Origin of the sequence: Crossiella sp. CA198 (assembly GCF_052078295.1) — a bacterium.
Lineage (GTDB): Bacteria > Actinomycetota > Actinomycetes > Mycobacteriales > Pseudonocardiaceae > Crossiella.
In genome coordinates this window covers 242,795-255,735 of sequence record NZ_JBQJIM010000003.1, presented here as the reverse complement: position 1 = coordinate 255,735, position 12,941 = coordinate 242,795, and the positions used below count along the sequence as shown (strand labels likewise).

Here is a 12,941-nt window from a genome sequence, read left to right as displayed (position 1 = left end):
GGTTCCTTCGAACATGAGCGCGCAGACCACAGTTCGCCGCGGCCGGTGGATCGAGCACTGGGAGCCGGAGAACCCGGAGTTCTGGGCGAGCACCGGTCGCCGGGTGGCCAACCGGAACCTGGTGTTCTCGATCCTGGCCGAGCACCTGGGTTTCTCGGTGTGGCTGTTGTGGAGCACGGTGACCGTGTTCCTGCCGGCAGCGGGGTTCGCCTTCTCCGTCGACCAGCTTTTCTGGCTGGTCGCACTACCGAACTTGATCGGCTCCGTGCTGCGCCTGCCCTACACGTTCGCGGTCGCCACCTTCGGCGGTCGCATGTGGACGGTCATCAGCGCGGCCCTGTTGCTGGTGCCCACCGGGATGCTCGCGTGGTGTGTCTCCGATCCGTCGACGCCCTACTGGATGTTCGTGCTCGCGGCCTGCACCGCCGGTCTCGGCGGCGGCAACTTCGCTTCGTCGATGGCCAACATCTCCTTCTTCTTCCCGGACTCGCGCAAGGGATTCGCGCTCGGCCTCAACGCCGCGGGCGGCAACATCGGCGTGGCCGTGGTGCAGCTCGCGGTGCCGTTGGTGATCTCGGCGGGCTCCGGGGTGCACCTGGCTTACGCCGGGCTGATGTGGCTGCCGTTCGTGATCATCGCGGGCGTGTGCGCGCTGTTCTTCATGGACTCGCTCACCGAGGCGCGTTCGGACTTCCGGTCCTACGCCGCCTCCACGCGTAATCGGCACACCTGGGTGATGTCCTTCCTCTACATCGGCACCTTCGGTTCCTTCATCGGCTACTCGGCCGCGTTGCCGCTGCTGATCAACTCGACCTTCCCCGAGGCCAAGGCGGGCTACTTCGCCTTCCTCGGCGCCCTGGTCGGCTCGCTGTCCCGGCCGATCGGCGGCTGGCTCGCCGACCGGATTGGTGGCGGGCGGGTCACGTTGTGGACCTTCCTCGCCATGGGCGCCGGAGTGCTCGGGGTGGTGCTCGGCCTCGCTCAACACGATTTCTGGTTGTTCCTCGGCTCCTTCCTCTGGCTGTTCATCACCACCGGGGTCGGCAACGGCTCGACCTACCGCATGATCCCGGCGATCTTCAGTGCCCAGTTCGACGATCCGGCCACCGCGCGGCGACAGGCGGCCGCGGTGATCGGCATCGCCGGCGCCGTCGGCGCCCTGGGCGGCTTCCTCATCACGCGCGCCTTCGCGATGTCGGTGACCGCCTACGGCTCCCTGGTGCCTGCGTTCCTGGTGTTCCTGGCGTTCTACGGCGTCTGTCTGGCGGTGACCTGGTGGTACTACCTGCGCCGCCGGGTGTTCGTCCGGGTGCCCAGCCTGGCCCACGCCGGGATCTGAGCGCCAGCTCGTAGCCAGGACCTGTGCGTCCCTGGGACTCCCCGTCCCAGGGACTGCCGGTCCCAGGGACGGAGAGTCCCCCCTTCGGGACCGGCATGCTGTCAGACCTTCTGTCTAGACTCCGCGAGGATGGCTCGAACGCTCGTTCGAGGCCTTGGATCGGAGCTGGTACGGAGGTGCCGGGTGGGCCGCAGCGGTGACCTGCCGCGTGGGCTGGTCGACCGGTACCGGGCGCGTGACGGCGTCTGGCCGGACGACACCGGCTGTCCGATCCTGCACGTGGACATGGACGCCTTCTACGCCTCGGCGGAGATCAGGGAACGACCCGAGCTGAAGGACCTGCCGGTCGTGGTCGGCGGCACCGGCAACCGCGGTGTGGTGTCCTCGGCCAACTACCTGGCCCGCACCTTCGGCATCCGCTCGGCGATGCCGACCAACCGAGCCAGGGCGCTGTGTCCGAAGGCCGTGTTTATCCCGCCCGATTTCTCGCTGTACACGGCGGTCTCGGCCGGGGTGATGGCGATCTTCCGTGACTTCACCCCGCTGGTGGAGCCGCTGAGCCTGGACGAGGCCTTCCTCGACGTCCGCGGCGCGTTGCGCAGGCTGCGGATGACGCCGGGGCGGATCGGCCAGGAGATCAGGGCCAGGGTCGAGGCCGAACACGGCATGACCTGCTCGGTCGGTGTCGGCTCGACCAAGTTCGTGGCCAAGCTCGCCTCCGGCCTGTGCAAACCCGACGGCATGCTGGTCGTGCCCAAGACCGAGGTGCTGCCGTTCCTGCGCCCGCTGCCGGTGGGCGCGCTGTGGGGCGTGGGCAAACGCACCGAGGAACGCCTGGTCGACCGCGGTTTGCACACCGTGGCCGAGCTGGCCGAACTGCCGCTGCCCAGGCTGCGGCGCATCGTCGGCAACGCCCAGGCGGAGCACCTGCACAGCCTGGCCAACGGGCACGATCCGCGGACCGTGGTGCCCGAGACGCCGGAGAAGTCGATCGGCGCCGAGGAGACCTTCGAGACTGACCATCACGACCGCGCCGTGCTGCGCCGCGAGCTGCTGCGGTTGTCCGAGCGCACCGCGGGCTCGCTGCGTGGCCGCGGACTGCGCGGGCGAACCGTGTCGATCAAGGTGCGATTCGCCGACTTCAGCACGATCACCCGCTCCCGCACGCTGCCGCTGCCCACCGACGTCACCCAGGAGATCTACCGGCTGGCCTGCCAGTTGCTGGACGAGCAGACCCCGCCCGGCCCGGTGCGGCTGATCGGGGTGCGGGTGGAACAGCTCGACGACCACGGCGGCGCGGGCGATCAGCTGACCTTCGACGAACCGGAACGCGGCTGGCGGGAGGCGGACCAGGCCGCCGACGCCGCGCGGGCCAAGTTCGGCGGCGCGGCCGTCAAACCGGCCTCGCTACTCGGCGCCGCGCCACAGCGGGCCGATGTGACCAGGCCCCGGATGGCCCGCGACTGAGTCGCGCCGGACTAGGAACCGGCGGCGCGGACCACCGCCACCGGCACGTGCGCGTAGTGCACGACCGCGTGGCTGACCGAGCCGAGCAGCAGACGCCGGAACGCGCCTCGGCCGTGGCTGCCCACCACGATAAGCGCCGCGTCCTGGCCGCGTTCCAGCAGGGCGTCGGCCGGCTTCTCGGTGGTCACGACCGCCTCGACCTCGATGTCCGGGCGTTCCCGCTGGAGCGGCTGCAGCCAGCCCGCGAGCAGTTCCTGGCCTTCCCGCTGCATGACCTGGGGGTCGAAGTCCCACACCCGGACTGGGCCGAAAGCATCCAGCGGCAGATCACTCCAGGCGTGCACGGCCACGATCCGGCGGCGGTGCCGGGCGGCGAAGTCGAAGGCGAACTCCAGGGCCGCCGCGCTGGTCGCCGAACCGTCCACGCCGACGATCACCGGGCCGCGCTCGGGGTCGGCCGGGGCACGCAGCACGATCACCGGGCAGCTCACCCCGCGGACCACACTGGAGGCGATCGAGCCGAGCCGGATGCCGGTGCTGGCCGAGCGCCCGGCCGCGCCGAGCACCAGCAGCGCGGCCTCGCGGCTGTGCTCGACCAGCACATCCAACGGGTCGCCGGGCACGAAGTCGCCGTGCACATCCAGGTCAGGGTGGGCGGTGCGGCAGCGCTGGACCAGCTCCGCCAGGGACTGTCTGGCCCAGTCCCGCACCGAGTCCTGCTCGACCGCGCCCTCCGGCAAGGCAGCCACCCCGTAGCCAGGGGCGGTCACCTCGTGCGCCCACACCAGCCGTAGCGGCAGTGCCCGCAGCCGGGCCTCGGTCGCCGCCCACTCGGCCGCAGCCACCGCCGAGGGCGAGCCGTCGACTCCCGCGACCACCCGTGCGCCAAGTTCCGCAGTCATAGCTCCGGCTACCCCCTCCGAACCCGGACAAACAGAACCGCCGACAACAGCCACTGCCAGCGGATTTGACTAAAATTTCAGTCAGTGCCATGGTGGACCCATGCCGCCGAACAGCCAGAACACCGCACCAGGCCCACCTTGGCGGATGCCGGCCGAGTGGGTTCCGCACGCTCGCACGCACCTGTCCTGGCCCGCGCACACCTCGCTGTACCGGACGGACCTGCCCGCCGTCCGCGCGACCGTGGCCCGGCTCGCCCGAGCCATCGCCGAATACGAACCGGTGGCCCTGCTGGCCCGGCTCGAGCAGCAGACCGCGGCCAGGCAGGCGGTCGGCGGCGCGGTCGAGGTGCTGCCGATCCCGGTGGACGACCTGTGGACGCGCGACCACGGGCCGACCTTCGTCCGCCGTCCCGGCGAGGTGGCCGGGGTCGACTTCGGCTTCAACGGCTGGGGCGACAAGCAGCGGCCGCACGAGGACGACCACCAGGTGCCCCGGCGGCTGCTCGGCCACCTGGGCCTGCCCCGGCGCGCCGCGCCGGTCGTGGCCGAGGGCGGCTCGCTGGAGGTCGACGGCGAAGGCACCCTGCTGGCCACCGAAAGCTCGCTGATCAACGACAACCGCAACCCCGGTCGAGGCAAGGAGGACATCGAGGCCGTGCTCGGTGCGCTCCTGGGTGTCCGCAAGGTCATCTGGCTGGCCGGGCTCCGGGGCGGCGACATCACCGACTGCCATGTGGACGGCCTGGCGCGGTTCACCCCGCCCGGTGTCGTCCTGCTCAACCGGCCTGCCGCCGGATCATCGCCGGATGAGTGGACGGCGGTCTGTGACGAGGCCCTGAAGTCCCTCCAGGCCGCCACGGACGCCCAGGGCCGGGCGATCGAGGTGATCGAGCTGCCGGAGCCGGAGCGCTCCCGGATCCGCGGCTCAGGGGACTTCCTGGCCACCTATCTCAACTACTACGTGGCCAACGGCGCGGTGTTCGCGCCGCGGTTCGGCGACCGGCGGGCCGACGACCACGCCCGCGGCCTGCTGGCCGAGTTGCACCCGGGCCGCACAGTGGTCCAACTCGACATCGACCCCATCGCCTACTACGGCGGTGGCATCCACTGCGCGACCCAACAGGAGCCAGCCATGACAATGTGACCTTGTGAGCGAAGCCCCAGACCGACGGCAGGCCCTGCTGGAGGCGACCTGCCGGATGATCTCCCGCACCGGCGTCCGCGGCCTCCGGGTCGAGGAGGTGGCGCAGCAGGCCGGCGCGTCCACCGCGTTGATCTACTACTACTTCAAGAGCCGGAGTGGCCTGCTGGCGGCGACCATGCGGTTCGTCGACGAGCGTGCCGAGGACTACACCCACTCAAGCCGCGGCACCGGGTTCGACCGGCTGCTGGACAACCTGCAGCGTGAGTTCCAGGACAAGCGCCGGGTGCGGGAGAACTCCGCGGTATGGGGTGAGCTGCGCGCCGCCGCGGTGTTCGACAAGGGACTGCGAACCATCGTGGGCAACGCCAACCTCCGGTGGAACAACGCCGTCACCGAGCTGATCGAGCGGGGCACGGAGGACGGCAGCATCCGGGCCAAGGTCGATCCGGCGGCGATGGCGGTCCGATTCACCGCGCTCGTGGAAGGACTCAGCTCACGCTGGCTGGCCAAGTTGATCAGCACCGAGGAGGCGCATTCGGCGGTACTGGCCGCGGTGTCCGCCGAGTGTCGGCCGCGACATCTGCACGCGGTCCAGCCGGAGCCGACTGCTCCGACCGTGTGACGTGTGGATCACCTGCCTGGCAGCCGTGACCTGGGGTTCCCAGGGGCGACTGGGAGGGTGGTGGCGATGCGTGGTCCGGCCTGGGCGGAGCGATCAAGCAGATGGTCCGTCGGAGTGGGGTTAACGGACTGGAACATCATTCTGAACGGTGTTCAGTCACCCTTGGCTACTACCCCGAGCGGATGACGTCTGAGACACCACGGTCTCGACTCCGGCGACCGGGTAGTCTAGGCGTCGCACGGATCGTATTCTCAAAGTGACGCCCCACGCGGGGCGCCCGCCGGGTCCGGCGGAACCGCTGAAGCCCGGCGCCCGCTACAAGCTGTGCCGGAGGAGGAGCCATGCCACTCTCCGAGCACGAGCAGCGACTGCTCGACCAAATCGAGCGCGCGCTCTACGCCGAGGACCCCAAGTTCGCCTCCACCGTGCGCGGCGCTCGGTTGCGAAGGCCATCTCGACGGCGACGCCTACAGGGGCTTGCGGTGTTCGTGGTGGGCCTGTTGCTGCTCGTTGTTGGTGTGATCTTGCCCGTGTTGCGACCGGCCGAAATTCCGGTGCTGAGCGTCGTCGGCTTCCTGCTGATGTTCGTCGGCGCCGTGTGGGGCCTGTCCGCCACGAACAAGACAGACCCGGCCGCCGAGGAAGGTGGATCGCCACAACAGCGCTCCGCCACTCCTAGACGGAGCTCGTTCTCCCAGCGGATGGAAGAACGTTTCCGCCGCCGTTTCGACGACGGTGATCAACACTGATCGCAGCCGCAGCCACAAGATAGTCCGACTACCCAGCGGGGTGTCGCCTCCCAGCAGCCAGGGAGCCGACACCCCGCTGAGTCATGCCCATGGGCGGGTGGGCACTGGGCTGGGTCGGGCACGAGCACCGTCGTGCGTCGGTAGTCACGGGTGCCCTTCGCCAGGGCAGAAGCTCCAGCGTGCGTGCGCCGCGGGGCCGGGCAGGTAGGTCGTCGCGGCGTTGCGGATGGACGGGGCGAGCTGAGCGACGGGTGGGCGAGGTGGGCGATGTGATGGGCGCGGCGCTCAGCTGCGGCGTGGTTGAGGCCGCGGCCAACCCGCCTGCCGGGGCGAGCCGGGAGCGCTGGGGCGACCTGCGCGAGCGCGTGGCGCTCACCGGCAGGTCAGGAGGCTGGACAGGTCAGCGGGCTGGCAGGTCAGAGGATTGGCAGGTCAGGGGGCTGGGTGGGGCCAGGGGTCGGTGGGGTTGAGGTGTTGCCAGGTGTTGTGGGCTCGGCGGGCCAGGTCGGGGCGGGTGGCGGTCAGGGTCAGCCAGGTTTCGGGGTCCAGGTCGGCCAGTAGGTAGGGGTCGGTGGTGGGGGCTCGTTCGAGGAGGGTGATCAGGGCTTCCGCGGCGAGGGGGGTGGGGTCGTTCTGCAGGGCGTCGGTGATCAGCCTGGTGAGGGGTTCGGTCAGGGCAGGGGTGGGGGGTTCGGGGCGGGTCAGCAGGGTCAGGGCGTGGCGGATGGTTCGGGTTTCCAGTGCGGGGGCTCGGGTGGGGAGGCGGAACAGGTGTTGGATCAGGTCGGCCAGTAGAGCGGTGGCCAGGGTGGTGGGGGACTGGTCGTCGGAGGTCATCAGGGTGAGGGCCAGGTCGAGGAGGGCTAGGCGGTCCGGGGCGGCGGGGTCTTGTGGGCGGGTTTCAGTGATCTGGATGAAGCGTTCGTACTGGGCTGCGTGGTCGGTGGTTGGCTCGCGGTAGGGCAGGGTCAGCAGGTCCAGCAGGGCGCGGGGGAGGGTGGGCAGGATCTCGCCGTCCGCGACGGGGTGCAGGGCGTAGTCGCGGGCCAGGTGGTCGAAGAGAGGTTCCAGCACGTGCAGGTGGATGTCCTCGTTGCCGCAGAGGAAGTGCAGCAGACGGCGTTGGGCGCGCGGGGTCTGGTTGGCGTACTGGAGGCCGCTGAGGGTGGGCGACAGCTCGGTCGCCGGGCGGCGGGTTGACCAGTTGAGGTCCAGGGGTGGCGGGGTGAAGGAGCCGTCATCCAGGCGGAGGTCGAGGTCTCGGCGGGTGCCGCGCCAAGTTCGGGTCAGGGCCAGGGTTTCGACCAGGCCGGTCCAGTCGTCGGTGCCGAGTTGGGAGCGCCACAGCAGGGCGTCGGCGCGCCACTGCAGGATCACGCCGGGCTGATCCTCGTCGGTGCCGTACAGCTCGCTGGCGCGCAGCTCTCGGGCGGTGATAACAGTGAGCAGCAGCAGGTTGGCGCGGTAGGCGGCGTGCTGGGCGGGGACCGTGGTGCGGCGGGGCCGGTAGTCGGCGTGACTGCGGGTGGGGTGGGCTTCGGGGGCCGCGCGGTACAGGCGGATCAGCAGAGCGGTCAGGCCGGTGCGGGTGTCCGGGGTGGCGGCCGCGGCGAGTTCGGTGAGGAAGGTGAGGATGGGGCGGCGGCTGCTCAGCGGGTTGTGCGCGAGCAGGGCATGCAGGAAGCCGTCGTTGAGTGGGATGACGGCGAGGGGGTTGGCGGCCGCGGCGGCGGCCATCGCGTGCAGGCCGTGCAGGGCCTGCCAGGTGAGGCGGGCGACCAGGTATTCGCCGAAGGTGGCGTGCAGGAACTCGTAGGTGCGCAGGCGGCGGTCGTCCCGCTGGGCCTCGGCGCGGTGGATGAAGAAGAACCGGCCCAGCGTGGTCTCGGCCGGACCGAGCGGGGTGCGCACGCCGGTGCGCGGGTCGCCGCGGGTGCCGAGCAGGGCGGCCAGGTCCGCGTCCAGGTCCGGCTCGGTGATCCACTGCTGGCCGCGGTTGAACATGCCGTAGGCGACCACCGACAGCCGCCGGAGTTCCTCCTCGACCGCGGCCGCCAGGTCCGGATCGGCCAGGCCGTCGCGGGTCTTGCCGACCTCGCGCCGGGCGAAGCGGCGCAGCAGGCGTTCGTACAGCTCGCTTTCCCGGAGCTGGGTGTCGCTGAGGTCGCCGCCGTCGGCGTCGTAGATGGCCAGCATCAGCAGCAGCAACGGCTGGGTGGCCAGGGCCGGGTAGCGCAACGCGGTCGCCGCGGTCAGCCGGAACCGGGAGCCGGGGTTGCTGGCCTGCCAGTGCGCCAGCCAGCGGGTCACCCGGGGTTCGTCGAAGGGCTCCAGGCGCAGGGCCACACAGCCGTCGGGGATGCGGGCCCGGTCGGCGACCGAGGTGCGGGTGGTGACCACCACCGCGACCGGCCGGCCCTGGTCGGATTCGCGTTGCTGGAACGCGCGGACCCGCTCCAGGTAGTCGCTCTGGCTGACGCCGGTGGTCTGCAGCAGTTCGTCGAACCCGTCCAGCAGCACCACCGGCAGCGCGTCACCGGCGGAGTTCGCCAGCTCCGGCCAGTCCAGCCGGTACCCGGTGCCGAGCCGGATCGCCTGCTCGATCTGGGTCTGCACGTCGACCTCGGTGGCCACCTCGCGCAGCGGCACCCGCACCGGCAGGAAGTCCGTCGCGGGCAGCCTGGCCGCGAGCACCTGGGTCAGCACCGACTTGCCGGAGCCGGGCTGCCCGAGCACCAGCAACGGCCGCGCCACCGCCTGCGTCGAGGTGAGGTATCCGGTCAGGAAGTCCTGGATGTCCTGCCGCGGCTGCACTTCCTCCCACCACGGCTCCTGACTCGGTGTGTCGCCCTGGTGGATTTCCCTTACCCGGCCCAGCGGGTCGATGTAGGCCTCGCCGAGGGTGGGGATCCGGAAGTCGGCCGGCAACTCGGCGGGCTCGACGAGTGTCCGCTCCAGCCTGGCCAGGTAGCCGCGGGCCAGTTCGGCCCGCCGGGCGTCCGGCTCGCGGCCGGTGGCCAGCGCGGCCAGGTGGGTTTCCAGCCGGGAGAGTCCGGCGCGGAGGAGTTCCTGGGTGCCCTGGTGTTCGGTGAGGTTGGCCCAGAATCCGAGTTCCGGGCATTCCACGGCCAGCTGCCGGAACAGTTCCTGGTACCGCGCGAGCGCCGCGGGCACCAGGAGGTCATCCACCTGAGAGAGGAACCGGTCGCGCTCGGTCTCGTTCCACCGATCCCACACCGCGAGCCCCATGACGAAGGCGATCAGCTCGGTGCCGTGCCGGTCGTAGTGACCCCTGAGTGCGTTGAGATTGTCGCGGTAGGGGCGCTGCGGTGCGGGCAGTGGGACGCCGCTGTTCAGCAGCTTGCCGACCAGTTGGGCTGTCCTGGCACGATCGGCCTGGACCTCGGCGGGATCCGGTCGGAACGGCAGCGCCTCGAACGCCTCGAAGAAGGCCAGGGTGACGATGACCGCGTGCGCGGCCTCCAGGCGCTGGGTGCGGTCGAAGCGGCGTAACCCGCGGACCCGGTCGGAGAGGCCGTTGACCAGATCATGGCCGTGTTTCACCAGATCCGCCTTGGCGTCGAACCAGCCGAGCACCTCCTCCACCGCGGGCGCGGTGCCGAGCATGGCCGCGCCGGTGATCCGGTCCAGCCAGGTGACGGCCTTGTTTTCCTTGCCGCCCAACAGGCGGACGGCGTCGGCGTAGCTCAGGATGCGCGGCACGGGTCAGCCTTCCGAGCGGAGGTCGTCGAGGATCCGGGCACAGCGCCGGTAGATCGGGCTGCTGCTGCCGAGGTGTTTCCCGGCGCGGGTGAGCAGTTCTCCCAGAGCGGCGGAGTCGAGGGCGGTGTCCGCCGCCAGGCGTTCCAGGATGAAGGTGAGGTACTGCTCCTGTTCGCTACCGGAGAGGAGTTTGCAGGCGGCACCGGCCAAGAAGTCGAGTGCATGTTGGTAAAGCGCGATCCGGTCCGGCAGGGGGATCTGGCGGGCGGACAACAACCACAGATCCATGATGCGGCGGGCTGGCGAGGGTTCGACGATGCCGTTGACACAGGACGCAAAGTTGATCATGTCGCCGAGATGATGAAGGAGGGGTTCGATTGCGTGTACCAGCATCGGCGACCGACCGAGGAAGTGGTAGCGGCGCAAAATCTCGGGGCCCGATTCATCGTCGTAGCTGTAGACGTGGGCAGAGCTGTGGTCGGCCCTGCATAGCTGGTCCAGATCAACTGCAGGCGGAACTTCGTCTGGCTCTGCGAGGCGCAACCAGGTCTGCCTCCCAGACGGGGAGAGGACGTAAGTCGGGGCAATCGTGTCCGTCAGGCTGCGCCACGCAGAGTGTTCGAGTTGGGCGTGCCATAGGCGTGACTCGTAGTACCAGGATCGGTAGGCAGTGACTTCGACTTTGCCCGCGACGATTACGTTAAGCAGCATCAGGTTCGCGCTATAGGCGGCGTGCCGGGTGGGGACAGAGTGTCGATTGGGCAGGTAAGCAGCATGGCGGCGGGGTGCTCGTTCGTGGTGTGCGGTCTGGAACAAGCGCCCGAGTAGCGCGAAAGTTGCCACCTGGGACGATTTGTCCAGGCAGGCCGCCAGTTCGGACAGGAAACTGATCACCGGTTTGCGGGAGCTGAGGGGCTCGAAGGAGATCAGGGCGTGCAGCAGGTCGTCATTGACCTCGGTGGTGGAGTACGGGTCGTCGGCGATGGCTTTCTCCTGGGCTACCAAGCCCTGTAGGACTTTCCAGGTGAAGCGGGCGACCAGGTATTCGCCGAAGGTGGCGTGCAGGAATTCGTAGGTGCGCAGGCGGCGGTCGTCGCGGCTGGCTTCGGCGCGGTGGATGAAGAAGAAGCGGCCCAGGGTCTGTTCGGCCTCGGTCAGGTCGGCCTGGAGGCTTTGCGGGGCAACGGGTGTGCGCGGTGGGCCGGGCAGGGCGGCGAGGTCGGATTCCAGGTCTGCTTCGGTTATCCACTGGGTGCCGCGGTTGAACATGCCGTAGGCGACCACGGACAGGCGGCGTAGTTCCTCTTCGATCGAGCGGCGGATTTCCTTGTCGGGCAGGGAGTTCTGGGTTTTCACGACTTCGCGGCGGGCGAAGCGGAGCAGCAGGCGTTCGTAGAGTTCGCTCTGGCTCAGGCCCGCCTCGGCGGTGAGCGCGCCGCCCTCGGAGTGGTACAGGGCGAGCATCAGCAACAGCAGGGGCTGGGTGGCGAGGTCGGGGTGGTGCAGGGCGACTTCGGCGGGCAGGGCGGTGAAACCGGGGCCCGTGTTGGCGGTGTTCCAGGTGTCCAGCCAGGTGCTGACCCTGGGTTCGTCGAAGGGTTCCAGGCGCAGGGCCACGCAGCCGTCGGGGATGCGGGCGCGGTCGGCGACCGAGGTGCGGGTGGTGATCAGCACCGCGACCGGGCGGCCGGTGTCGGACTCGCGTTCCTGGAACTCCTGGACCTTCTCCAGGTAGTTGCTCTGGCTGACGCCGGTGGTCTGCAACAACTCGTCGAAACCGTCGAGCAGGACCACCGGCAGCGCGTCCCCGGCGGAACGGGAGAATGTGGGCCAGGACAGGGATTCGCCGGTGTCGGCGCGGATGGCCTGTTCGATCTGGGACTGGATGTCGCTCTCCGCGGCGACATCGCGCAGCGGCACCCGGACCGGCAGGAAGTCGGTGGCGGGCAGGCGGGCGGCCAGCACCGAGGTGAGCATGGACTTGCCCGAACCCGGCTGGCCGAGCACCAGCAGCGGGAGCTGGGTGGCGACCGGATTGGTGAGGTAGCCGGTGAGGAAGTCGTGGATGTCGGTGCGGTCCGGGAGTTTCCGCCACTCGGACTCGTGCGCGGGCGAGCGGCCCTCGGCGGCCATCGCCCGGAAAACCGGGTCCACGTAAGCCTTCTCCAGCGCCGGGATGCGCAGGTGCGCCGGCAGGTCGCCGCCGATGAGCACCGGGCGGGACAGCCTGGCCTGGTAGCGGCGGGTCAGTTCGGCGCGGCGGTCGTCCGGGAGGCGGCCGGTGGCGATCTGGTCCAGGCGCTGCGACAGCGCGGCCAGGCCGGTGCTGATGGTGCCGCGGGTGGCCTGGTGGTCGATCAGGTTGGCCCAGCAGGCCAGTTCGGGGCAGTCGGTGGCGAGTTGCCGGAACAGGTCCTGGTAGTGGCCGATCGCCTTGTCCGGCACGGTGTTCCGCAGGGTGCCGGTCACCCGGTCGCGCTGGGTTTCGTGCCAGGTGTCCCAGATCGCGAGGCGGGGAAGTTCGTCGCACAGGAGGGCGGCGCGGACGCGGTAGTGCCCGTGCAGGGTGGCCAGGTTGTGCTCGTACGGGTGCTCGGGGCTGGGCAGCGGGAGCGGGGCGGTCAGCAGTTCGCGCACCGCTTGCTCGAACGAGCGGGAGGGGCGGTCCTCGGTCGGCAGCGGCAGGTCGGCGCAGGCGGTGAGGAAGGCGGTGGTGACGATGATCGCGTGCGCGGCTTCCAGGCGCTGGGTGCGGTCGAAGCGGTGCAGGCCGCGCAGCCGTTCGGACAGGCCGGTGACCAGGTCGTGGCCGTGGCGGACCAGGTCGGACTTGGCGTCGAACCAGCCCAGCACCGCCGCCGAACCGGGCGCCGCGGCCAGCATGGCGGTGCTCGCGGCGCGGTCCAGCCAGGCCACGGCCGGGCTCTGGCCGTCGCCGAGCAGGCGGACCGCGTCGCGGTAGCTCAGGATTCTCCGCACGCCTCACGTTATCCAG

The 12,941-nt window shown here is 70.1% G+C and carries 8 protein-coding genes; 5 read left to right on the top strand and 3 right to left on the bottom strand.

Going from position 1 to position 12,941, the window contains the following annotated elements; all coding sequences use genetic code 11:
- Positions 1-13: 13 nt before the first annotated feature.
- Both ACTOWY_RS06255 and ACTOWY_RS06250 read left to right on the top strand, forming a co-directional pair.
- Positions 14-1,339 (top strand): MFS transporter, encoded by a 1,326-nt coding sequence (locus ACTOWY_RS06255; protein ID WP_441308644.1) that lies wholly within the window; start codon positions 14-16, stop codon positions 1,337-1,339.
- Positions 1,340-1,522: 183 nt separating this feature from the next.
- Positions 1,523-2,806 (top strand): DNA polymerase IV, encoded by a 1,284-nt coding sequence (locus tag ACTOWY_RS06250; protein ID WP_441308643.1) that lies wholly within the window; start codon positions 1,523-1,525, stop codon positions 2,804-2,806.
- 11 nt (positions 2,807-2,817) lie between these two features.
- Here the strand turns inward: ACTOWY_RS06250 and ACTOWY_RS06245 are convergent, their stop codons facing one another.
- Positions 2,818-3,708, bottom strand: coding sequence for a universal stress protein (locus ACTOWY_RS06245; RefSeq protein ID WP_441308642.1), 891 nt, complete (start codon positions 3,706-3,708; stop codon positions 2,818-2,820).
- A gap of 100 nt (positions 3,709-3,808) precedes the next feature.
- Between ACTOWY_RS06245 and ACTOWY_RS06240 the strand changes: the two genes are divergently transcribed.
- From ACTOWY_RS06240 to ACTOWY_RS06230, 3 genes are all read left to right on the top strand, one after another.
- Positions 3,809-4,852: an agmatine deiminase family protein gene (locus tag ACTOWY_RS06240; protein WP_441308641.1), complete on the top strand. Its 1,044-nt coding sequence runs from the start codon at positions 3,809-3,811 to the stop codon at positions 4,850-4,852.
- A gap of 4 nt (positions 4,853-4,856) precedes the next feature.
- A complete protein-coding gene (locus ACTOWY_RS06235; protein ID WP_441308640.1) occupies positions 4,857-5,474 on the top strand; it encodes a TetR/AcrR family transcriptional regulator in 618 nt (205 codons plus the stop codon).
- A 341-nt stretch (positions 5,475-5,815) separates the two neighbouring features.
- Entirely contained in the window at positions 5,816-6,223 is a 408-nt protein-coding gene (locus tag ACTOWY_RS06230; protein ID WP_185008604.1) for a DUF3040 domain-containing protein, read from the top strand.
- Between the two features lie 432 nt (positions 6,224-6,655).
- Here ACTOWY_RS06230 and ACTOWY_RS06225 read toward each other — a convergent pair whose 3' ends face one another.
- Positions 6,656-9,946, bottom strand: a complete 3,291-nt coding sequence (locus ACTOWY_RS06225; RefSeq protein WP_441308639.1) for an NACHT domain-containing protein — start codon at positions 9,944-9,946, stop codon at positions 6,656-6,658.
- A gap of 3 nt (positions 9,947-9,949) precedes the next feature.
- Complete coding sequence (locus tag ACTOWY_RS06220) at positions 9,950-12,925, bottom strand: NACHT domain-containing protein (RefSeq protein ID WP_441308638.1); 2,976 nt, start codon at positions 12,923-12,925, stop codon at positions 9,950-9,952.
- Positions 12,926-12,941: the final 16 nt, after the last annotated feature.

What these genes read in the sequence shown, in the direction of transcription:
- ACTOWY_RS06255 (WP_441308644.1), top strand. Translation starts at nt 14, where the DNA reads ATGAGCGCGCAGACCACAGTTCGCCGCGGCCGGTGGATCGAGCACTGG.
- ACTOWY_RS06240 (WP_441308641.1), top strand. Translation starts at nt 3,809, where the DNA reads ATGCCGCCGAACAGCCAGAACACCGCACCAGGCCCACCTTGGCGGATG.
- ACTOWY_RS06230 (WP_185008604.1), top strand. Translation starts at nt 5,816, where the DNA reads ATGCCACTCTCCGAGCACGAGCAGCGACTGCTCGACCAAATCGAGCGC.
- ACTOWY_RS06245 (WP_441308642.1), bottom strand. Translation starts at nt 3,708, where the DNA reads ATGACTGCGGAACTTGGCGCACGGGTGGTCGCGGGAGTCGACGGCTCG.